The sequence below is a fragment of the Acinetobacter sp. UBA991 genome, assembly GCF_002292065.1.
GTDB classification, from domain to species: domain Bacteria; phylum Pseudomonadota; class Gammaproteobacteria; order Pseudomonadales; family Moraxellaceae; genus Acinetobacter; species Acinetobacter higginsii.
This window is the reverse complement of the sequence record NZ_DBBF01000024.1, coordinates 71,576-93,426: the sequence shown is the minus strand read 5'-3', so window position 1 is coordinate 93,426 and position 21,851 is coordinate 71,576. Positions and strand designations below refer to the sequence as shown.

At 41.8% G+C, this 21,851-nt stretch carries 20 protein-coding genes; 3 read left to right on the top strand and 17 right to left on the bottom strand.

The window, feature by feature from the left end; genetic code table 11:
• Window positions 1-10 precede the first annotated feature (10 nt).
• From B2727_RS10030 to ybaK, 4 genes are all read right to left on the bottom strand, one after another.
• On the bottom strand, window positions 11-1,828 hold the full coding sequence (locus B2727_RS10030) for an IucA/IucC family protein (protein ID WP_005315685.1): 1,818 nt from the start codon (window positions 1,826-1,828) through the stop codon (window positions 11-13).
• The gene (locus tag B2727_RS10025; protein WP_033133083.1) at window positions 1,825-3,306 is read right to left on the bottom strand and encodes a lysine N(6)-hydroxylase/L-ornithine N(5)-oxygenase family protein; all 1,482 of its coding nucleotides are present in this window, start codon (window positions 3,304-3,306) and stop codon (window positions 1,825-1,827) included. Before B2727_RS10025 ends, B2727_RS10030 begins: the two co-directional genes overlap by 4 nt.
• Window positions 3,299-5,083 carry an IucA/IucC family protein gene (locus B2727_RS10020; RefSeq protein WP_033133082.1) on the bottom strand — a complete coding sequence of 595 codons (1,785 nt, stop codon included), beginning with the start codon at window positions 5,081-5,083 and terminating at the stop codon, window positions 3,299-3,301. The genes B2727_RS10025 and B2727_RS10020 overlap by 8 nt, the downstream gene beginning before the upstream one ends.
• A 339-nt stretch (window positions 5,084-5,422) precedes the next feature.
• Window positions 5,423-5,887: a Cys-tRNA(Pro) deacylase gene (gene ybaK, locus B2727_RS10015; RefSeq protein ID WP_005315694.1), complete on the bottom strand. Its 465-nt coding sequence runs from the start codon at window positions 5,885-5,887 to the stop codon at window positions 5,423-5,425.
• 165 nt (window positions 5,888-6,052) lie between these two features.
• On the opposite strand from ybaK, the gene B2727_RS10010 reads away from it, so the two are divergent.
• Together B2727_RS10010 and B2727_RS10005 are read left to right on the top strand one after the other, a co-directional pair.
• On the top strand, window positions 6,053-6,358 hold the full coding sequence (locus B2727_RS10010; RefSeq protein ID WP_004807329.1) for a hypothetical protein: 306 nt from the start codon (window positions 6,053-6,055) through the stop codon (window positions 6,356-6,358).
• Between the two features lie 183 nt (window positions 6,359-6,541).
• The gene (locus tag B2727_RS10005) at window positions 6,542-7,918 is read left to right on the top strand and encodes an ABC1 kinase family protein (protein WP_033133081.1); all 1,377 of its coding nucleotides are present in this window, start codon (window positions 6,542-6,544) and stop codon (window positions 7,916-7,918) included.
• Window positions 7,919-7,992: 74 nt separating this feature from the next.
• Here the strand turns inward: B2727_RS10005 and pobA are convergent, their stop codons facing one another.
• Window positions 7,993-9,204 (bottom strand): 4-hydroxybenzoate 3-monooxygenase, encoded by a 1,212-nt coding sequence (pobA, locus tag B2727_RS10000; RefSeq protein ID WP_033133080.1) that lies wholly within the window; start codon window positions 9,202-9,204, stop codon window positions 7,993-7,995.
• A gap of 139 nt (window positions 9,205-9,343) precedes the next feature.
• Between pobA and pobR the strand changes: the two genes are divergently transcribed.
• Window positions 9,344-10,159, top strand: coding sequence for an IclR family transcriptional regulator PobR (gene pobR / locus B2727_RS09995; RefSeq protein ID WP_033133079.1), 816 nt, complete (start codon window positions 9,344-9,346; stop codon window positions 10,157-10,159).
• 55 nt (window positions 10,160-10,214) lie between these two features.
• On the opposite strand, the gene B2727_RS09990 is transcribed toward pobR, so the two are convergent.
• The 12 genes from B2727_RS09990 to paaB form a co-directional block, all read right to left on the bottom strand.
• Window positions 10,215-11,669 (bottom strand): benzaldehyde dehydrogenase, encoded by a 1,455-nt coding sequence (locus B2727_RS09990; RefSeq protein ID WP_033133111.1) that lies wholly within the window; start codon window positions 11,667-11,669, stop codon window positions 10,215-10,217.
• A 214-nt stretch (window positions 11,670-11,883) separates the two neighbouring features.
• Window positions 11,884-12,486 carry a carbonic anhydrase gene (locus B2727_RS09985; RefSeq protein WP_033133078.1) on the bottom strand — a complete coding sequence of 201 codons (603 nt, stop codon included), beginning with the start codon at window positions 12,484-12,486 and terminating at the stop codon, window positions 11,884-11,886.
• Window positions 12,473-13,432, bottom strand: a complete 960-nt coding sequence (locus B2727_RS09980; protein ID WP_033133077.1) for a PaaX family transcriptional regulator C-terminal domain-containing protein — start codon at window positions 13,430-13,432, stop codon at window positions 12,473-12,475. Before B2727_RS09980 ends, B2727_RS09985 begins: the two co-directional genes overlap by 14 nt.
• A 62-nt stretch (window positions 13,433-13,494) precedes the next feature.
• Window positions 13,495-14,784, bottom strand: a complete 1,290-nt coding sequence (gene paaK / locus B2727_RS09975) for a phenylacetate--CoA ligase PaaK (protein WP_033133076.1) — start codon at window positions 14,782-14,784, stop codon at window positions 13,495-13,497.
• 42 nt (window positions 14,785-14,826) lie between these two features.
• Entirely contained in the window at window positions 14,827-16,038 is a 1,212-nt protein-coding gene (gene pcaF, locus B2727_RS09970; RefSeq protein WP_016163594.1) for a 3-oxoadipyl-CoA thiolase, read from the bottom strand.
• A gap of 12 nt (window positions 16,039-16,050) precedes the next feature.
• The gene (locus B2727_RS09965; RefSeq protein WP_033133075.1) at window positions 16,051-17,589 is read right to left on the bottom strand and encodes a 3-hydroxyacyl-CoA dehydrogenase; all 1,539 of its coding nucleotides are present in this window, start codon (window positions 17,587-17,589) and stop codon (window positions 16,051-16,053) included.
• A gap of 2 nt (window positions 17,590-17,591) precedes the next feature.
• Window positions 17,592-18,383 (bottom strand): 2-(1,2-epoxy-1,2-dihydrophenyl)acetyl-CoA isomerase PaaG, encoded by a 792-nt coding sequence (gene paaG, locus B2727_RS09960; protein ID WP_005212165.1) that lies wholly within the window; start codon window positions 18,381-18,383, stop codon window positions 17,592-17,594.
• Window positions 18,383-19,156, bottom strand: a complete 774-nt coding sequence (locus B2727_RS09955) for an enoyl-CoA hydratase-related protein (protein WP_033133074.1) — start codon at window positions 19,154-19,156, stop codon at window positions 18,383-18,385. Before B2727_RS09955 ends, paaG begins: the two co-directional genes overlap by 1 nt.
• 8 nt (window positions 19,157-19,164) lie before the next feature.
• Entirely contained in the window at window positions 19,165-20,226 is a 1,062-nt protein-coding gene (locus B2727_RS09950; protein WP_005188882.1) for a 2Fe-2S iron-sulfur cluster-binding protein, read from the bottom strand.
• Window positions 20,227-20,249: 23 nt separating this feature from the next.
• A complete protein-coding gene (gene paaD, locus B2727_RS09945; protein WP_005188886.1) occupies window positions 20,250-20,750 on the bottom strand; it encodes a 1,2-phenylacetyl-CoA epoxidase subunit PaaD in 501 nt (166 codons plus the stop codon).
• A 16-nt stretch (window positions 20,751-20,766) separates the two neighbouring features.
• Window positions 20,767-21,522, bottom strand: coding sequence for a 1,2-phenylacetyl-CoA epoxidase subunit PaaC (paaC, locus tag B2727_RS09940; protein ID WP_033133073.1), 756 nt, complete (start codon window positions 21,520-21,522; stop codon window positions 20,767-20,769).
• Window positions 21,523-21,534: 12 nt separating this feature from the next.
• The gene (gene paaB, locus B2727_RS09935) at window positions 21,535-21,825 is read right to left on the bottom strand and encodes a 1,2-phenylacetyl-CoA epoxidase subunit PaaB (protein ID WP_005188892.1); all 291 of its coding nucleotides are present in this window, start codon (window positions 21,823-21,825) and stop codon (window positions 21,535-21,537) included.
• Window positions 21,826-21,851: the final 26 nt, after the last annotated feature.

Sequence of the window (21,851 nt, the reverse complement as noted above, 5' to 3'; positions counted from 1 at the left end):
AGAAAAAGACTTAACCCGCTTTAGATTCAGCTTGTTGAGCTGACCATTCAGCCAATGTTTCAGGGCTCACGGGATTTGCAATTGGATCAAGGAAAACAGGCACAGGACGCTCTGCTTCATCGTTATAACTGGTGGTAAATAAACGAACACGGTTTAAACAAATTTTGGTGTACGTTGGGCGCAGCATGGCAAATTTTTCAGCTCGTTCAGCCAGTTCTGGATGTTGTTGGTTAAACGCAACAATGGTGTTGGAAATGGTCTGCCAGAAATCGAGTTCTGAATATTCTGGATAATCTTGTAAGAACACATTACAGATATAACGGTAATGCACCATGAACAGCCCAGTGAAAATGAAATGACTTAAATCTGTTGCTTCATGACGTAATAACAAACCGCCTTCAGATGGCAATTGAGCCAATTCAGGGAAATCTTCATCCACTAAATTGATGTCATCAATGAAGTCTTTTAATACCAAGGCTTTTGGCACACCATTTTCATGTACCAACATGGTATTTTCGCCATGCGGTGAAAAAGCCAAGCCGTAGCGATACAGGCAAAGCAGTAACGGACTGAGGCAGACTTGAGCAAATTGTGCTAACCAAGCCAGAGGACTCAAACCAGACGCTTGAATCAGTACACTTAGGATCGATTGACCTGAAATATCTCGGTGTAATAGTGCTGCTTGAGAAAGCACTTGTTGTGATGGATCAACATAGCGATCGACACTTTCACGCCACAAGCAACCAAACAATTCTTTAAATTGATAAGGTGCACCTTCAATTCGGTCAAAACAAGGTTGGTGAATGGTTAAGCTCGCCACTTCACCCAAGAAAATCACGCCAGTTTTTTGTAAGTCTTGATCTTGCTGATGGATTTGCTTTAACCACGCGGTTACAGCTGGGGCTGCAAGATTACGTTTTGATGGGAGTCCACGATAAACAGCGGTATTGAAAATACTAACAGGCAGTTTAATGTAATGACGTTGTAGGTTTGATGTGTTGCATAATGTCCGAATAGACTGCATTGGCACATAGCTGTCTTGGCTAATGTTCAGCTCAATAATTTTTTGGTCAACAATTTCATTGGCATAAGTTGGAACCAGCCATTGATGCCATTGCCAAGCATGTACAGGAATCAAAAAGTAATTTTGCGGATCTAAATTCTTTTCTTTCAAAATTTGGATGAACTGTTGCAGCTCATTAGCATCAAATTCATGTTGATATAAACCACAAGCATCCCACTGCTTTGTACTACGGAACTCAGCCAAATCACGATGTACGGCCAACCATAATACTTTGACTTCTGGTGATAGCTCTGGTGCAGCACTTAAATAATCGTCATAACCAAAGCCCATGCGGCCTTTGCTCATAATCAACCAAGGGTGACCACGTAGCATGCCTTCAACTTTATAGTGCGGTTCAGTCAGCACGGCTGTGCTTGGTAAACGCGCTTCATTAAATAAATGCGCTTCTGCCAACCAAGTATTATTCATTTCCTTAATCAAATACGCTTTGGTGAAAGGCTTTACGTTTGCCTTGTCAGACATTGCGACAATAAACTCATGTAAATTCCAAGCAGGCTGATCACTGTGCTGACCGTTGCTTACATCACGTACTGAGCCTTCCTGAATATTCCAGTGTCCAAGCAAATATGGGTGGCCTTGGAATTCATAATGACGATTGCCTAAATCCAACTGATAACGTCCTGTTGATAAGGCTTTAACTTCAATAATTTCTTCATATAGAAACTCTGCAATCGCCATTTCAATGAGACGCTGTCCAGCGGCACGCCATTGCTGCTGATTAATTTTTAAAGTTGCAAAGTTCATATCAATTTCTCATAAGTTGAATGTACAGACACAGTTTGTGTACGTGTATTTGCACAACGACTACCTGCATGCGTTGTAATCGTGCTCTGTTCTGTTTTCTTTAAAATAGACTGGTTTTGGCTCACAGCTTTTTCAGAAACACCCTCGACTGAAAGTGCTTGGTCATCTGCCATTTGGATTTTAGGATTCTGATTGAGCTCAAAATGCTGGAAGGTCTGCGCCTGCTGATCGAGTTCATAAAGCGACTCACCAAGCAACTGGTTAATAATCGTCGCTGCACGGTAAGCGCCAAGCCCTAAGTCTGGTGTACCGACCCCATGGCTATGCATTTCCTGATTCTGGACAAAAATATGACCATTTAGATGATGTACAACACGATAGTCTTCAGTGATTTGCCAACGCTGTTTATGATCAAATTCAATATAAGGTTTCAGCAACTGCATAAAACCAAAATCAGGGGTAAAGTAACCTGTTGCAGCAACCAGGAAATCACAATCTAAATGGAAAGCCTGTGTCGTGGCACGATGTTGGAAATGCAGTCGAATTTTTTGCGTATCTAAGACTTCTGCATCTTTCAAATCACATTGGCTATGTAAATGTGTCTGCAAACTTTGACCCGCAATGCTACGGTGATAAAGTTTTTGATAGATTTCACGGATGGTCTTTGCACTAATGCCCTTGTATAACAAAGACTGCTGCTGCAATTGTTGCTCTTTCTTTTCAGCTGGCAAAGCATAAAAATGCTGTGCATAGTCTGGGCTAAAATGTTCCAGCCCCAATGGTGCATATTCCATTGGAAAGAAGCCCTGAGAACGAGTAAACCAGTGTAGGTCGAACTGATGATTGGCTGTATCTTGCTGCTCATCAAACAGATCAATAAAGACTTCGGCTGCGGATTGTCCTGAACCAAGTACCACAACATCGCCGTGTAAATCTGTATCGGCATGCGTCATATATTGTGCAGAATGCAGACATTTTTGTGGTTGCTGTTGCTGCACTTTGGCCAAGCATTCAGGCAAGTAAGGCACATTACCGCTTCCGATAACCAGATGACGGCATAAATAACTGTGCTGAACACCCTCCGATTCCACCACAACTTTAAAGCCAATGGTTTGAGGTTCGATCTTCAAAACACGAGATTGATATTCGATACAATCAAGTTGTTCTGCAACCCATTGACAGTAATGGTTATACTCACAACGTGGAATATGCGGTTGTTCTAAAAAGTAAAATTTATATAAACGTTGCTGATGGCGCAGATAATTCAAAAAGCTAAATGGGCTGGTTGGATCAACCATTGAGACCAGATCCGCCATGAACGGCACTTGCAATACCGTATTGGGTAACTGCATTCCTGCATGCCAGTCAAACTGGGCTTTCTGCTCAAAAATTGCATAGTTCAGTGTGCTTTTATTATGCAGTAGGCTGGCCAGACTCAGATTAAATGGCCCTAGACCAATTCCAATAAAATCAAGCATAACTGACATCCTTCTGTGAAATACGCAGCGGATTTGGCAGTTCGACATAGACAGATTGGTTCTCGACAGGCGCAATCAACTCATCTAATTCATGTAAACGTGTGAGCAAATTACCTTTATAAGGCAAGGTTGCATTGAACAATAATCCCTGTAATAAAGTACTGTCTGGATATTGCTGCAATTGTTCCTGCAAGAAACTTGTTAGATGCCCAAGTAATTCATCCTCAGTAATATAGCCTGTTGCACCAATCGCATTGATAATGCCGAACAAGGTATTGCCAAAGAAATAATAACTAAAACGGTCATCCACGAAATCTTTAGGCCCGACGGCAAACGCTTTTTCTTTCAGCTCAGGCAGCGCTTGCAGAATTTCAGTGGCGAACTCTTCGATATAATAAAAACCTTGGTTATCACGTAGCCATAAGCTTTTTGGGAAATGATTCTCTAGTTCCAACAGCACATTTTGCTGATGCGATTCAAATGCCATACCATGGCGATGATAGACATACATCAACGGTTGCAAACTGACTTCGAGAAAACGATTAAACCAATCCAAAGCAATTTCTGAGAAATCGGTTTCATGATGTGCTTTTGCAATTTTTGCGAATAAAGCATTAAAACGATTTAGAGGTTTATTTGGATGATCCTGACATAAGGATGCAATACAAGTGACTTGCTGTTGAGGATGGAATGGCTGATCGCGGAAAATACAGATACTTTCGTTCACCACCTCATCATCAATTTTCAAAGCAATCCATGCTGGATCATTCACTGCTTTTAAGCTTGGGCAATGCTTTAAAATATTCTGACCAAATTCACTGTGCCATAGACGATGAGTGAGTTCACCACGGTGGCATTCTTTCGCTAAATTGACTCGAATAGAGTTGGTAATCATCACCGAAAGCGATGGTTTTACCATCCACGGCGCATTAAAACTCGCAAGTGTTCGGATCGAAGTGGTTGGAGAAAATTGCCAGCCTCGTAAGCCAACATCAATTAACTGTCCCGTTTGTTTTAAACGTTCAAACCAAGGCTTACTTTGCAAATAGCGGGCTTGCCAAGGATGTAATGGGAGTAATTTATATGCTGTGTGGGTCTTGAGCAGATTGAGATCATTTTCAGACAAATACCACTGTAACGCTGTTTTTAATTGAGCTGAAATACTTTCATCCGTAGCGCTGCCTTCTGAGATATAGTCCTGATGAACCAGCCAATAATGTAGTTGCGTCTTGCCTTTATGTTCAGGTGAAAACTTTAACCAGTCTTCATGTACAAAACCTGTTCTACTTTTCGGCGCTGGATGCATGCTATGCCCTAGAATCAGTGCCTGTTCGGTTTCAATAAAATTCTGGCCTGCTTTTACCAAGTCGTCGAAATCAGCTTCGCGCTGCGCTAAAAACTGTTGTAATGCATCACGACTCTGAATCCACTTCTCCAGCAAAGAAGCTGCATCTAATGGAATAGAGGACTCAAAAACCAATTCCTCAAGCAATAGCCCGACAATTGCAACAGTACTAAATGGTTTGACTTGTCCATGGATAATAATTTGTGGAAGATCTGCTAAACGATGTCGCCCGACTCGACTGACATAAGATAAAGGGAAATTACATTGCGCTTGAATAGAATGGATAGGGATTGATAACAGCGTCAAACCTTGGCTAAACGCTTGTTGTTGTGGACTTTGCTGACTGTTATCTAGCAAGTGACCTTTGCCAGTTTCTTGCGTATATGCATTGACGAAATGTTGCATCGCCAACCGATTGGCAAGTGATTGCATCTGACGGTATCCTCTTTCAAGAGAGTTAATTTGTTTTTCGAAATGTTTTAGGCCTGAAACACATCTTAAGCACAAGGGAGTTTGCGATTAAGATAGAACTAATGATAATTATTATCATTTACTATTTCAATTCCATAAAAGAACCTGAAAAATGCGATCTAATTTATTGAATTAATTTGTTTTAAATATTAATTTAGCTTAATAAAGATACAAAAAGATAATAATAATTCTCATTAAATAAAATGATAACTTTTTAATTGCTAATTGCTTTTGTAGATTCTTAAAAAAAATAGATATAACAATAATTTATAAAAAACATTGTCTGTAAAAATTATTTTTCTAGTCTAAAACATCAAAAAATTCAGCACTCAGTAATTTTGCGAGGTCCTGTGGATTAAGACCAATATCCAGTCCCCGTTTCCCACCACTGACATAAATTTTATTGAATGTTTGCGCCGTTGCATCAATAACCGTCTTTAGTCGCTTCTTCTGCCCCAATGGACTAATCCCCCCCACAAGATAACCTGTTAAGCGCTCCGCATCTTTAGGATTCGCCATTTGTAGTTTCTTACAGCCTACTGCTGTCGCCACTTTTTTTAGATTAAGTTGATGGTGCACAGGTAAGATTGCAATGAAATAATTCTTTTCATCGGTCACCATTAATGTTTTAAAAACTTCTTCCACCTTTAAGTTGAGTTTTTCTGCAGCTTCTAACCCGAAACTTTTTGCATTCACATCATGTTCATATTCATGAATAGAAAATTGTATTTTATTTTTTTCCAATAGTTTACAAGCAGGTGTCATAACAATTCTGTATTTTTGTCTAATGTTGGTCGTGTGATAAGTGTAGCATTTTTAAATAAAGGTTTAAATTTGCTTAGGCTATTTTTGATATAAATCTATTCTTGATAAATACTCTAACAACCTCATATATTGGCTAACGGTGGAATAAACAGGCTCAATGGTTATATGAGTTATAAGCATAATAATTTGATGGCGATGCGTCAGAATTATTGGGATGATGAATCATCCAGCACAGTACAAGCTGAAAAACAATTTCTCAGAGAGATACTTGTTAAAGAAGGCGTTTTCAAAGATGCGACTTTAGACGACACCAAGTATTTTTTCTTTACGCTGCCAAGTATTATTATCGTTAAAGCGTATGCAGTTGGGTTTCACCACAGTCAAGTAAAACAGATGCTAGTGAAACATATTCACAGCAATCGTGCTGCGTTGATGAGGAAATCTTCACTTAAGATTCAGTTTAAAATTTAGAACATTTGTATAGTAAATAGCAAATTTCTACTTAGGCTATTTTTATGAAGATACCCTATTGCACAAATTTAGACTGATAATTCAAGAGATTGAACTATTTTAATACGTTCAAAAGCGGTAATATCCGCTACAATTCAAGTCTCGGCTTTCAACCCTCCGATTTCAGCATAGGACTTTTCTTTCATGTCAGATCAGAACGATAAGCTTAAGAATCTAAAAACCTCATCGGTGGATCGTCGCTTATCTATTGCAAAAGCTTCTCTACTTGCTGGAACACGCTGGGCGACAGCAAGTGCCACTTCTATATTCTCGAGCGAAGAAGAAAAAGAGAAGAAACGAAAAAAGGCCATGGCTGAGCAGGCACACTATTTAGTTTCTGAAATTGGTAAATTAAAAGGTTCAATTGTTAAGATTGGACAAATGATGGCTTTATACGGTGAACATTTTTTACCTGAAGAAATCACACAAGCCTTAAACACATTGAATAACCAAACAGTTGCACTGGCTTGGCCTGCAATCAAAACACATTTGCAAGAACAACTGGGCTCAAAATTAAATGATCTCACTATTGATCATGAGCCAATTGGAACAGCATCACTTGCTCAAGTACATCGTGCTACACGTAAGTCAGATGGTTTAGAGCTGGTCCTAAAAATCCAGTATCCTGGTGTTGCTGAAGCCATTGATTCCGACATGAATCTGTTCAAAAACATGCTGAAACTAACACGTATGGTGCCTCAAACCCGTGAATTTGATCAGTGGTTCGATGAAGTTCGTGAAATGATGCATCGTGAAGTCGATTATGGCATTGAAGCGGCAACCACACGTCGTTTTGCTGAGCGATTGAAAGATGATCCGCGTTATGTAGTACCTGAAATTATTGAGGAATTTTGCGCTGAAAAAGTGTTGTGCATGACCTTTGAGCGTGGCGTACCAGTCAATAGTCCAGTGATGCTTTCCCTGCCCCAAGAGCGTCGCAACCAACTCGGCGAAGCTTCTTTAGAAATTGCGGTACGTGAGCTATTTGAATGGGGTGAAATGCAGACCGACCCGAACTTTGGTAATTACTTGGTTCGTTTAGGCAATGGTGATGACGTTAAAGATAAAATTGTGCTACTCGATTTTGGTGCGATTCGACAATTCGACAATAACTTGCTCACGGTTGCACGCAATCTGATCCATGCGGGTTATGACCATGATAAGAATGCCATGGTCAAAGCCATGACAGGTTATGAATTCTTTGATGCCATGCCTGAAAATGTTAAACCAGGTATGGCAGATGTTTTCCTGATTGCAACAGAAGCATTTAGCTGCCCGAGTAACAATCCTGATATGCCAATTGGTATTATGGATGATCAGGACCGTTATGACTGGAAAAAGAGCCAATTGCATAATCGAGTGATGCAACAGGCTGGGCAATCGATGGCTTCACGCTATTTCTCGGTTCCACCAAAAGAGTTTATGTTCATTAGCCGTAAATTTATTGGTGCTTATACTTTTATGATCGTGATTGATGCGAAAACCAATGTACGGAAAATGATTCCGCAGTTTGCTGAATAACTTACCTATGCTGTATTTAAAAGGCCTGTCTAACTGATTAGACAGGCCTTTTTTATTTGCTTTACAGAACCGACTTAGGCACGAACTTCTTCAGTACTATTTTTTATTTCATAAGGCAAGCCGACATAATTTTCTGCCAAAGTCGTCTTGCCCGCCGTAGAGCCAAGAATATAGCTAAGTTCGGCTTGTTTAATCTTATGTTCAAACTCACTTTCTGTTTCAAAGCGATGCAACAAATGCGTCATCCACCAAGAAAAACGCTCGGCCTTCCAGACCCGTTGTAAACATTTTTCTGAATATTCCTGAATGCCCTGATCTGAACCTTCGACATAATATTCAATCAATGCCCTGGAGAGATAAGCAATATCTGAGGCTGCCAGATTCAATCCTTTTGCGCCCGTTGGCGGGACAATATGTGCCGCATCACCTGCTAAAAACAGCTTGCCGAAGCGCATCGGTTCAGTCACAAAACTGCGTAGCGGTGCAATACTTTTTTCGATCGATGAACCTGTTACCAACTTTTCTCGGCTTTCAGCATCTAAACGCAATTTCAGCTCTTCCCAAAATCTCTCATCTGACCAATCTTCAACTCGATCATTAAGCGGCACTTGCAAGTAATAACGGCTACGTGTTTCTGAACGCATACTGCATAAAGCAAAACCACGTTCTGATTGGACGTAAATCAATTCATCGGCTACAGGTGGTACATCGGCTAACACGCCTAACCAGCCAAATGGATACACTTTTTCATAAGTCTTGATTTTATCCTGAGGCACACTGGCTCGGCATATTCCATGATAGCCATCACAGCCTGCAATAAAGTCACAGTGAATTTTAAATACCTGCCCTTGATGTTCAAATTGCACTTTAGGTGTCTGATAAAAATCGCTAACCTGTACATTGTGTGCTTCATAAAATGATTTAAGTTGTGCGGCCTCACGTGCCATCATCAAATCTTTGGTCACTTCTGTTTGACCATAAACCGTGACTTGCTTTCCACCTGTCAATGCAGATAAATCAACGCGGTGCTTCTGTCCATTGGTGAGTATCTCAATGCCTGAATGCGGCAATCCTTTCTCGTTTAGATGCTGGTCAACACCTGCCTGCTTAAGTAAATCAACAGATACTTGTTCCAAGATGCCAGCACGTATTCGCGAAGCGACATAATCTGCACTACGTTGTTCAATAATAATATGCTCAATACCTGCTTGATATAAAAGCTGCCCAAGTAGCAATCCAGCTGGACCCGCACCAATAATCGCAACCTGCGTTGTTAAAATTTCCATGACATCTTCCTTGTGATCTCCTGTCATTTAACTTACTGCTTTTAAGTTTTGTGCACGATATAGCCAAGTCGAAAAGAACCGTTTATCATTTTATTTGTCCGGATAGCGGACAAAACATCACAATAACAGGAATGGAAGCATGGTTAAGGTTGATGCTGTGATAGAGCACCCCAATTCGCATGAACAGATTCGTCAGGAAGACTACATTGCAGGTTTGGCAAAAGGTTTAGCTTTACTGGAAGCTTTTGGGGTTGATCGACAACGTTTAAATGTCACTCAAGTGGCTGAACGGACTGGAATTAGCCGAACAGCAGCACGGCGTTATCTTAAAACTTTAAAATATTTAGGCTATTTAGACACAGATGAACATTATTACTGGCTCACGCATCGTGTATTACGTTTTTCTAGTTCTTATTTAAGTTCAGCACATCTACCTAAAATTGCCCAATCCTTCCTTAATCTTTTATCTGCCCAAACGTCATTGACCTTTTCATTGGTGGTCTTAGATGATAATGAAGTGGTACCGATCGCCCGTAGCTATCTGCCTCAACAAGATAATCTAAGGGTGAGTCCTTATGGCATGCATTTAGGCAATCGTCTACCTGCACACGCAACGTCAACAGGGAAAGTCTTATTGGCTGCCCAACCAGAGACAGCTCAACACGACTGGATTAAAAGGTTTGGTTTAAAACGTTTAACCCCTTTTACAATAACGGATGAAAATAAGTTCTTTGAGGTGCTGAAAGGTATTTCACAAGCAGATTATTGCCTTTCTAAAGAAGAACATGAACTCGGTGTCATCGCAATTGCAGTACCTGTGATCAATGCTCAAGGAAAAGCGATTGCCGCTGTAAACTGCATGTCACAGACCAATCGTGTACAAGAGGATTATTTAGTGCAACAGATTTTACCGCTACTACGCAACACCGCCAATGAACTGCGTAATGTGATTTAGCAGCATTTGTCCCTAAAGTTTTAGGGACAAATCACAAGGAATTTGTTAACCCTACTTAAAATGGATAATGTGGTGCTTGCGCCTGAATGGTCATCCATTGCCATTGGGTAAACTCATCCTCATTTGCAGGCCCACCAATCCGTGTAGCATTGCCTGATGCACCAAAGCCGCCAAAAGGATTCACAGTTTCATCATTTACGGTTTGATCATTGATATGCAATAAACCTACATTCAATTGTTGGCCAAGCTGCATGCCGCGCCCAACATTTGCAGTAATAATCCCCGCTGAAAGCCCATAGTCACCATCATTTGCAAGTTCAACTGCCTGTTCATCCGTGCTAAAAGGAATCAGAACGGCAACAGGACCGAAAATCTCTTCTGTAAAAATCGGATTGTCCTGTGTTACATCAGCTAAAACCGTTGGCTCAAAGAAAACACCATTGGCTTGTCCACCCACTTCTAGTTTTGCTCCATGCGCAATCGCATCCTTAACCAACTGCTCAACCCGTTGCGATTGCTTGGCATTAATCAGTGGGCCAATCGTGACATCACTTTGCAAAGGATTACCCACCACAAAATTTTTGACTTTCTCAAGCACACATTGTTTGACTTGAGGATAAATCTTCTCCTGAATCAGGATTTTTCCAGAAGTCATACAAATTTGACCCGAATGCAAAAAAGCACCCCACGCGATATTCTCTGCTGCAAGCTCAATATCGGCATCGTCCAGAATAATCAGTGAGTTTTTGCCACCTAACTCAAGTGATACTTTTTTCAGTGTTTTAGCTGCATTGGCACCCACAATACGACCTACATGGGTTGAACCAGTAAACTGGATACTGGCAATATTTTTATCCAAGGTCAGGGCCTCACCCACTTCAGCACCACCAGGCAGTACATGTAATAATCCTTGTGGTAAACCAGCCAATTCAAAAATACGGGCAATTGCATAACCGCTACAGACTGCAGTGCGTTCATCAGGTTTTAGTACCACCGCATTTCCAAGCGCTAAGGCTGGTGCAACCGCACGCAACGCAAGATATAATGGAAAATTAAACGGCGAAATGACACCAACTACACCTAAAGGCACTCGCTTGGCTAAACTCAATTTACCTGCCGTAGTTGGCAATAATGTGCCCTGATCAACGGCTGGTAATCCAATACAATGCTTTAATACCTGTATTGAGATATTAATCTCAAAACCTGCTTTTAATTGTAGCGAACCACTTTCTTTCACCAGCCACTCGATAATTTCAGCCTGATGCTCCGTTAGGATCTGAACTGCGCGCTCAAAAACCACCTGACGCTCTTGATAACTAAGCGCCCACCATTGCTTTTGTGCAATCTTGGCTTGCTGAGCTGCATCGACCACATCGGATGTATCTGCATATCCAATCTGCCCTAAGGACTCACCAGTCGCAACTTCAACCACTTGATAACCGTTTTTGGCAGATTGCCATGTACCACGAAATAATTTTTGATCCCAAATTTCTTTTGTTAAAATAGACATCATTAACCTCGTTGTATTTCCTTAAATAAAGTATTCACTTTTAGGCGGGTTTACATCCAAAAATGTACTGGCAAATACTTGCCTGTATTTTTCTGACGAAGAAGTAGAAAAACTTACACTCCATCATCAACTAATATTTAAAAACAAACTGTTGCTTTTTGATGTCTTGTTATCGCAAATGTTCAAAAGAAATTGATCAGCTCAAATGGTCTATTTAGGCCGTTGTTGGCTTGATTTGGTGATCAGACTGAAAATCTTGATAGGTCTTACGATCATGTGAATTTTCAATCAAAGGCAGGACTTCTGTCATACTGTTTAAACAACGCTGTGCAAGCTCAATATATTCTTGAGTGCCCTTTATTTTCCATGCGCGTTCTTGTTCTGTTAAATCTCGCACAACTTTTGCTGGGCTCCCCATTGCCAGTACATTGGCAGGAATTTGATCTTTGGTTTTGACCAAACTATTTGCGCCAATTATGCTATTTTCATCAATCTCGGCATAATCCAAAATGACGCTATTCATACCAATCAACACATTTTTACCGATACGGCAACCATGTAAAGTCGCAGCATGACCAATATGTCCCATTTCTTCAACAAGGGTGACGCTTTGCGGAAAGCCATGAATGATGCAACTGTCCTGTACATTGGCATTTGCTTTGATATGAATACGGCCAAAGTCCGCACGCAATGAGGCAAATGGCCCAATATAAGCTCCAGCTTCAATAATCACATCACCAATTAAAACCGCAGTGGGATGAACAAATGCACGGGGGTGAACCACAGGAATCACCCCATCAATGCTATAGCAAGGCATGACTCAATCTCTCATTACTTTGGGTTAAGCCACCAAAACGACGCCAGAAATGTGCAGTTGCATTTGGCATTGGCCCTTCCGATGTTGCCGCAACCGATAAGAAATAGTCATCAGCCGCTTCAAAGACTTTTTTGTAAATGTTCATGGATAATGTACGGGCATTGACTGCAGGCCAGTCCGCCGATAATAGTTCTAAGGGCAATGCAGGATCTTTCAGTAAAATACGACGATAGTAATGAATCAATAAGGTCCGAATCTGGAAGGCTTGAATCGGTTCAATATTTTCGTCATCCTGCATCAAAATCACGCCAATCTCTCGAAACATATCCAGAAATTGCAGATAACGTTGACGTAACTCATCAATCGGCCAATTGGTTTCTAACATACGGCCAATCGTTTCGGTTGAGTTATTAAACAGCTGTAAGGTCTCAGCCTTAAACACCACCACCTGTTCACTCATATTTAAGTCAACCAACAGCTTTTGTAGCTGCAAGCGGTTTGAACCTGGATAAGCCATCAGATTGGTAGAAATATTAGCAAAACCCAACCATTCCAGTTCTTTCTTTAAAAATGCCTTATTGTCTGTATCCAAACTCGACATCAAAATCAGGTCCCAAGAATGATCCCACTCTTTCATCTGATCATTATAAATCCGTTGCTCAGCCTGCAAATATTTGGAACGACTGGCATCGGTAATGCGGTAGAAACTGGTCCTGCCAATTTTATCTGAACCAAGCCAATCACTTTTAACCAAACGAAAAACAGAAGTTCGTACAGCACGATCATTAAAATCAAACAACTCCATTAACTGAATCAAGCTGGCAAGACTGATATTTCCACCTCGATGCAGCACTGAATCGCCAAAAATAGTCGAAATCAATGAGGTACCACTTAAGGGTTCATTCTGAATAATTGAATCAATAATTTGCTGTAACTTTACACTCATACTTTTATCTTGGCATTTAGATTCAGGATATAGGGAATACTATACCCTGAATGATTATAATGTTAAGCAATCTGACGCATATCAATGACGCGTTTTGCTTTACCCTCAGAACGTGGCAAGGTCAATTCATTCACCACTTCCACCGTAACAGAAATCCCAATCATGGTTTTAATCCGCTGCATTAACTGCTGAGCCAATTGCTGCGCCTGCTTGTCACAGTTATGGCACATTTCGGTACGGATATGCAAAGTATCCATATGCCCTTTCTTTGCCACCAGAATTTCATAATTCGGTACCAGACTCGGCACTTGTAAAATCTGTTCTTCGATCTGTGTCGGGAATACATTGACACCGCGAATAATCAACATGTCGTCACTACGCCCTACAATTTTATCCATACGGCGCATGGCAAGATTCTGACCTGCCAATAAACGGGTTAAATCGCGGGTACGATAGCGGATAATCGGCAAACCTTCTTTGGTGATGGTGGTGAATACCAGTTCGCCCAATTCACCATCTTTACATACTTCACCTGTTTCAGGATTGATGATCTCAGGATAAAAATGATCTTCCCAAATGGTTAAGCCTTCACCTTCGCCCAGACACTGCATCGCAACCCCTGGCCCCATAATCTCCGATAAACCATAAATATCCAGCGCTTTGATATTTAAACGTTCTTCGATTTCACGGCGTAACTCGTTGGTCCAAGGCTCAGCACCAAAAATCCCAACTTTTAACGAGGTATTACGGGCACTGCCTAATTGCTGCTCCAGTTTTTCAATAATGCTGACACAATATGATGGCGTCACCATAATTGCCGTCGGTTTAAAATCCTGAATCAGTTGCACCTGTTTCTCCGTCTGCCCACCTGACATTGGAATCACGGTTGCACCTAAGCGTTCAGCGCCATAATGTGCGCCTAAACCACCTGTGAACAGACCATAACCATAGGCGACCTGAATCATATCTTTGGCACTTAGACCTGCCATACGCAGGCAACGTGCTACGATATCCGACCAAGTATGGATATCTTTTTGGGTATAGCCAACGACAGTGGGTTTCCCTGTGGTACCTGAAGAGGCGTGTAAACGAACAATCTGCTCCTGTGGCACCGCAAACATTCCAAAGGGATAGTTATCTCTTAAATCCTGTTTGGTGGTAAATGGGAACTTGGCCAGATCATCCAAGTTGACGAAATCATCGGGATGTACACCTGCATCGTCAAACTTTTTCTTATAGACAGGGCTATTGGCATAAACATATGTCAAGGTGTCTTTTAAGCGTTTGGTTTGTAGCGCTCGTAACTCCGCAAGCGTCATTTTTTCTACATCTTGTGTTATCAGGCTATCCACTGCCGTATCTCCTATGTCGTTATTACACGAGAACCATCTACATTAATTTAAATTTTCTAAAATAAGGGCCACACCTTGGCCGACACCAACACACATGGTGCACAGTGCATATTGACCACCACGTCTTTTTAATTCTCTGGTGGCAGTAATCACCAAACGAGTTCCGCTCATACCCAGTGGATGTCCAAGGGCAATCGCACCACCGTTCGGATTAACACGTGCATCATCATCTTTTAAACCCAACTCACGCATACAGGCCAAAGACTGAGCTGCAAATGCCTCGTTCAGCTCAATCACATCCATTTGATCTAAGCGAAGACCTGTTTGTTTTAAAAGTTTCTGAACTGCTGGCACAGGCCCAATGCCCATATATTTTGGCTCAACACCTGCACTTGCAATCGCGACCACACGTGCCAAAGGTTTTAATCCGTGGCTATCGGCAAACTGACGATTGGTTAATAACACACAGGCCGAACCATCATTGACACCAGAAGCATTGCCCGCAGTGACTGAACCACCCTCTTTACGGAATGGGGCTTTGAGTTTTGCCAAGCCTTCTAGGCTAGTCTCTGCTCTTGGATGCTCATCTTGGCTAAAAATGGTGATGTTCTTTTTACGATCGACCAGTTCAACGGGCAAGATTTCATCTGTAAAAAAACCATTTTGTTGCGCCACTGCCACTTTTTGTTGACTACGAATCGCAAACTCATCCTGATCTTGTCGGCTAATCTGGTATTTCTCAGCCACATTCTCAGCCGTTTCCGGCATGCTGTCGGTACCATATTCGGCTTTCATCTTTTTATTAATAAAACGCCAGCCAATCGTGGTATCAAATATTTCCGGACTGCGTCCAAATGCTTCTGTCGGCTTGGCTTGAACAAAGGGCGCTCGGCTCATTGACTCCACGCCACCTGCCAGTACAAATTGAGACTCGCCCGATTTAATTGAACGTGCAGCCAAGCCGACTGCATCTAAACCAGATGCACATAAACGATTCACTGTCATTGCAGGAACAGCTTCAGGTAAACCAGCCAATAAGGTTGCCATACGCGCCACATTACGGTTATCTTCACCCGCTTGATTGGCACAGCCTAAAAACACTTCATCCAATTCTTGCCAAGGTAAATCAGCATGCTTTTCTTTTAAATATTTAATCGGCAATGCAGCAAGATCATCAGTACGCACTGAACTTAATGCACCTGCATAGCGACCAATTGGGGTACGAATAAAATCGCAAATTAAAACGTCTTCCATGTTGACTCCTGTCTATGCAAAGGCTTTTAAATCTTTTGAATAATCACCGCGAATACACTGCTGCTTCGCCACGTATTGTTTGAGATAAAGACTTGCACGATATTTTTCTTCGCCATAGATGGCATATAAATTGTTTAGCGTTGCCAAGACGTATTCAGCACCCAATTGCATCATCCATTGATACGGCCCTTTAGGATAGTTCACTCCATATTTCATGGCATTATCAATATCTTCCATACTCGCAACACCATGCAGACTTGCTTCACAGGCTTCATTAATCAGTAAAACAATAGTACGCAAGGTTAATAGTGCTGGATGATCACTGATCCAAAGTACCTTGATCTGGGATTGGGCAAAGAAATCCTCAACAGTTGCAAGATCATCCGCTTGGCAAAGATGGTTATGGCTAAGAACCACCGCCTGTGCCTGTTCAAAATGATGATGCCAATCCATCAATACCGTTTTACGATTTGGATAATCGATATTGACAGATTCTCCATGACTTAGACGCAAATCAACATCATCAATTTGGATGATATTTTCATTGCTTGCTAAAGCACGACTTAAGCCCAGACGTTCTAATAAATTCGGGCATTGCGCCCATGTACCTTTGACTTGAACATCAGCATGAAAAGACGGCGCAGTAATAAGCTGAGGCTGAAAAGTCGCATACTGATTTTTTTCATCATAGCGATAAAAGCCTTGCTTTGATTTACGTCCCCATGTACCAGCATCAACCAATTCTTTCTGAATCAGGCTTGGGCGATAACGCGGTTCATAAAAGAAGGCTTCATAAACACTTTGAGTGACTGAGAAATTAACATCTTGCCCAATTAAATCGGTTAACTCACACGGCCCCATCGCAAAACCACCGCACTGCTTTAAGGCATAGTCGAGCTGGTCATAGGTTGTGACCTGTTCTTGCAAAGCGCGAAATGCTTCTGCATAAAACGGACGGGCAATACGATTGACAATAAATCCAGGCGTTGACTTGGTTAACACAGGAATTTTGTTCCAAGCCAGCATGAGCGTTCTTAATGACTGACATAAAACTTCCGTTGTTTTTAAACCCTGTACAATTTCGACCAACTTCATCACAGGTGCAGGATTAAAGAAATGCAGTCCAACCACTCGCTCAGGATGTGGAACAGCAGATGCGATTGCTGTCACTGAAATAGATGAGGTATTGGTGGCTAAAATAGTATGTTCGCTACAAATCGTCACCAACTGCTTAAACAAAGATTGTTTCACTTCCAGCTTTTCAACCACCGCTTCTATCACCAAATCGACACTTGCCAATGCTTCGATTTGATCAGCAATGGTCAAACGTGAAAGTGCTTGCTGTGCCTGCTCAGAGGTTAGCTTGCCTTTTTCTGTCAACTTCGCGAAGGTCTGATGCAATCCATCAACCGCCTGTTTGGTCTTTTCACGATCGAGATCGTAGAGAACCGTCGAATGACCATTGACCATCGCCAATTGAGCAATACCGATCCCCATTGTTCCAGAACCAATCACGGCAATTTTGGCATGAGACAAATCTAGATTCATCATGCTTAGCGCCCCTGAAAGTCAGGCTCACGCTTATTCATGAAAGCTTGCACCCCTTCACGATAATCTTCTGAGCGTCCTGCGATACGTTGTAAATCTCGCTCCAAGAACATCTGCTCATCAAAGCTGTTATTACTGGATTGGTGGATGGCTTTTTTAATCAGTGACAGGCCAAAGGTGGGCTGTTTGGCTAAACGTTCTGCCAGTTCAGTGACTTTTGATTTCAGCTCAGCATCTTCGGCAACATCCCAAATCATGCCCCATTCTTTTGCGGTTTCCGCAGGAAGTTTATCTCCCAGCAAAGCTAGCCCCATTGCACGGGCTTGACCTACTGCACGTGGCAGAAACCAGGTTCCACCTGAGTCTGGAACCAGACCTAAACGACAAAATGCTTGTACAAAATTGGCAGATTTCGCGGCGACAACCAAATCACAAGCCAAAGCGATATTTGCACCTGCACCCGCTGCCACACCATTTACCGCACAGATCACGGGCTTGGGCATATTGACAATCATTTTGATCAGCGGGTTATAGTAGGTTTCAATCGAGTAACCTAAATCAGGCGCAGCAGCATTTGGATCAACCACACGATCGCCAAGATCTTGCCCTGCGCAGAAACCGCGGCCTTCACCACTAATCACGACACAACGAATATCTTGGTTTTTACTCCAAAAGCCCAAGACCTCAGCGACTTCACGGTGCATATCCACGTTAAAACTATTCAGTGCCTTTGGTCGATTAAAAGTTAAATAACCCACCGCATTTTTTTCTTCTACGATAATATTTTGATAGTCCATCATTCACCTCTAAATACAGGCTTTCTTTTTTCAAAGAATGCGTTAATTCCTTCTTTTCGATCATTTGTTGCCGCCAACCAAACAAAATTCTGGCGTTCAAGCTTTAACCCCTGACTCAGTGTTGTTTCATGAATACTTTTGATCGATTGTTTAATTACCCGAATCGCCAAGGGTGCTTGTTGAGCAATTTTCTTGGCTAATTGAATGGCATATTCCACAGTTAATGCTGTAGGGACCACTTCGCTGCAAATACCGTGTTGCTCTGCCTGTTGTGACGAAAGCATCTCCCCTGTCATCGCCCAGCGCATGGTCAATTGTTGCCCGACTAAGCGTGCTAAGCGTTGTGTGCCGCCTGCACCTGGTAACATGCCTAAACCAATTTCTGGCAAGGCGAATTTGGCATTTTCACCACATAGTACGATATCTGTGTGTAAAACCAGTTCAAATCCCGCACCCAAGGCATAACCATTCACAGCTGCAATAATTGGTTTACTAAACGCATCAATCTTCTGCCATAGTTTTGGACGGATATCGAGTTGTAAAGCCACTGAATCCATTTCTGCTAACTCAGCAAGATCAGCACCTGCTGCAAAACAATATTGATTGCCTGTTAGAATAATGGCTTTGACTCTGGCATTGTGTTCTGCCTCTTCGAGCAATTCGCATAAATATTGCAAAGTCGCATTATTTAAAGCATTCCGTTTTTCAGCACGATTGAGGGTTAATAGCATTACACCATCAATTGTTATTTCGGCTTTGATCAGCTCTTGCATAGCCACCTCTACTCATCAAAGCTCAAACGGACATTTGAGCCTTTAGGTAAGGTTTGACAGCTCAGCACATAGCCCTTTTCGACTTCATCATCTTCAAGACTGTAGTTCAAGAACATATCAACATCACCAGAGAGCACCTTACAACGACAGGTCGCACACACGCCGCCTTTACATGCATAAGGTAAATCTGCACCTGCACGTAATGCTGCATCTAAAATGCTTTCATCGTCTTGAGACACTGACACGATCAGTTCACGACCATCCAGTACAATATTGACTTGTTCTTCCTTACGATTCGCATCAGCATCGACTGCTCGTTTACGGACATGACCGGTATTAAAACGTTCAGTATGAATCTTGTCTTTACTTAAACCATAGGTCGGTAACAGGCTTTCGACTGTGTCCATCATTTCATCTGGGCCACAGGCAAAAACATGATCAAAATTGCTTTCTAGCACGTCATGATCAAACAATTGCTTTAATTTTGTTTCATCTATTCGACCATTCATCAACTCACTTTCGTTGAATTCACGGGAAAAAATATTGATCAACTGGAAGCGTTCTTTAAATTGATCTTTCAAATCCATAATTTGCTCAGCAAACATGGTTTGTTTCCATGAACGATTACCATAGAGCAAGGTAAAATTCGATGTCGATTGTTCAAACAAAACCTGTTTAATAATCGACAAAATTGGGGTAATACCACTGCCAGCAGCAACACCTAAAAATGCTTGACCGCCAGATCTGGCTGCTTTTTGAAAAAAAACACCCTGTGGTGGCATCACATCAAGAACATCGCCAACTTTTAAATAATCATTGGCCCAATTTGAGAATTGGCCTTGATCCATCTTTTTCACTGCGATACTGATATCTTCTTTCGGTGCATAACTACAGATCGAGTAGCAACGACGAATCTCACCTGCCTCAGTTAAATGGCGAATCGTTAAATGTTGACCTGGCTGAAATTTAAATTGTTCTTGTTGCTCAGGCACAAGATCAAACGCAATACAAATGGCCTGATCTGTCTGAGGGGTAATACTTTTTACTTTTAAGGGAATAAATTGGCTCATGGCTGATTTCCTTATCTAAAACTTTAAATACATTTAAAATAATCAAAGGGCTCAAGACAGTCCTGACATTTGTACAAGGCCTTACACGCGGTCGAACTAAACTCCGTGAGCAGCTTGGTATTTCGACTTTTACACCGCGGACACACCACACCATCTTTTAAATGAACATGTGTTCCACACTGATGTGCTAAACCCTCTGGCGGCGCGATACCATAGTCTTGTAACTTCTTCTTGCCTATTTCAGACATCCAGTCGGTTGTCCATGCTTCAGATAAATCAACAATCACCTTTGCGGGAGTGAGGTCTTCTGCTGCCAACGCCTCGACAATCTGCGCTTTTAATAAATCAGTTGCAGGACAGCCACTATAGGTAGGTGTTAATCGAACAATAATTTCTTGCTGATCATTCAGTTCCACCCCACGAATCATGCCCAAATCCACTACAGATAAAGCAGGAATCTCAGGATCACTGACCGTTTGCAGAACATCCCAACACTGATCGATACAATGACGAATCATTTGCATGGCTCAACTCCTTGTCTTACCAAGTCATTTCAGGATAAGTGCGTTGAATGGCCTGCATTTCAGCCAACAAATATCCTAAATGTTCCGTATGTAGACCCTGTTTGGCACCACGGCGATAAGCGCCATTTACAGGAACCGTCAGCTCAAATCGTTTTAATTCTTCAGCAATTGTCTTGTCCCATTGTGCTTTTTCATTAGACAAGTCGCTAATTAAACCCTGCTCAACCAGTACATATTCTTCAGCGGTCAATTCAAACAACTCTGCGCTAAAACGCCACAAGCTATCTAATGCGACCTGTACACGCTGATGTGCTTCTGCTGTACTTAAGCTCAGACGCTCCATCCAGCTAGTTGAAAAGCGAATGTGGTATTTCACTTCTTTCAATGATTTCATTGCCAACGCGGCAATCTCAGCCACTGTACTTTTGCTTAAAGAGGTCATTAATAACAAGTGATAATGATCCATTAACCATTGGCGCACGATAGTTTGAGCAAAATCACCATTTGGCTGTTCACAAATCAATAAATTGAGAAATTCACGTTCTGAACGGAAGTAAGCCAATTGATCTTCATCACGCTGTGCCTCTTCATATTGCCCAGCTAAGGTTAAAAAGTTTCTGGATTGCCCAAGCAGATCCAAACCAATATTCGCCAAGGCAATATCAATCTCTAGCTCTGGTGCATGACCACACCATTCCGCTAAACGTTGCGCCAATACCAACTGGCTATCGCCAATATGTAATAAGAACTTAGATAAAATAGGATTATTCATTTCCATACTCCCTTACATATGCTCGATGCCATCAGGAATATGATAGAACGTAGGGTGACGATAAACTTTGTCTAGCGCTGGTTCGAAAAATTCAGCTTTTTCATCTGGCTGTGATGACTTAATCAATTCAGAACGAACCACCCAAATACTGATTCCCTCATTACGACGGGTGTACACATCGCGTGCATGTTGCAATGCAATTTCATCATCAGATGCTCTTAAGCTACCGACATGACGATGACTTAGACCTTGTTTGCTACGGATAAATACTTCGTAAAGCGACCAGTTATTTTTATCTTCCATTTTGATGTCCTCAATTTTGTCCATAA

Coding starts and splice junctions, on each gene's coding strand:
- B2727_RS10030 (WP_005315685.1), bottom strand. CDS start 1,828: ATGAACTTTGCAACTTTAAAAATTAATCAGCAGCAATGGCGTGCCGCT.
- B2727_RS10025 (WP_033133083.1), bottom strand. CDS start 3,306: ATGCTTGATTTTATTGGAATTGGTCTAGGGCCATTTAATCTGAGTCTG.
- B2727_RS10020 (WP_033133082.1), bottom strand. CDS start 5,083: ATGCAATCACTTGCCAATCGGTTGGCGATGCAACATTTCGTCAATGCA.
- ybaK (WP_005315694.1), bottom strand. CDS start 5,887: ATGACACCTGCTTGTAAACTATTGGAAAAAAATAAAATACAATTTTCT.
- B2727_RS10010 (WP_004807329.1), top strand. CDS start 6,053: ATGAGTTATAAGCATAATAATTTGATGGCGATGCGTCAGAATTATTGG.
- B2727_RS10005 (WP_033133081.1), top strand. CDS start 6,542: ATGTCAGATCAGAACGATAAGCTTAAGAATCTAAAAACCTCATCGGTG.
- pobA (WP_033133080.1), bottom strand. CDS start 9,204: ATGGAAATTTTAACAACGCAGGTTGCGATTATTGGTGCGGGTCCAGCT.
- pobR (WP_033133079.1), top strand. CDS start 9,344: ATGGTTAAGGTTGATGCTGTGATAGAGCACCCCAATTCGCATGAACAG.
- B2727_RS09990 (WP_033133111.1), bottom strand. CDS start 11,669: ATGTCTATTTTAACAAAAGAAATTTGGGATCAAAAATTATTTCGTGGT.
- B2727_RS09985 (WP_033133078.1), bottom strand. CDS start 12,486: ATGCCTTGCTATAGCATTGATGGGGTGATTCCTGTGGTTCACCCCCGT.
- B2727_RS09980 (WP_033133077.1), bottom strand. CDS start 13,432: ATGAGTGTAAAGTTACAGCAAATTATTGATTCAATTATTCAGAATGAA.
- pcaF (WP_016163594.1), bottom strand. CDS start 16,038: ATGGAAGACGTTTTAATTTGCGATTTTATTCGTACCCCAATTGGTCGC.
- B2727_RS09965 (WP_033133075.1), bottom strand. CDS start 17,589: ATGATGAATCTAGATTTGTCTCATGCCAAAATTGCCGTGATTGGTTCT.
- paaG (WP_005212165.1), bottom strand. CDS start 18,383: ATGGACTATCAAAATATTATCGTAGAAGAAAAAAATGCGGTGGGTTAT.
- B2727_RS09955 (WP_033133074.1), bottom strand. CDS start 19,156: ATGCAAGAGCTGATCAAAGCCGAAATAACAATTGATGGTGTAATGCTA.
- B2727_RS09950 (WP_005188882.1), bottom strand. CDS start 20,226: ATGAGCCAATTTATTCCCTTAAAAGTAAAAAGTATTACCCCTCAGACA.
- paaD (WP_005188886.1), bottom strand. CDS start 20,750: ATGCAAATGATTCGTCATTGTATCGATCAGTGTTGGGATGTTCTGCAA.
- paaC (WP_033133073.1), bottom strand. CDS start 21,522: ATGAATAATCCTATTTTATCTAAGTTCTTATTACATATTGGCGATAGC.
- paaB (WP_005188892.1), bottom strand. CDS start 21,825: ATGGAAGATAAAAATAACTGGTCGCTTTACGAAGTATTTATCCGTAGC.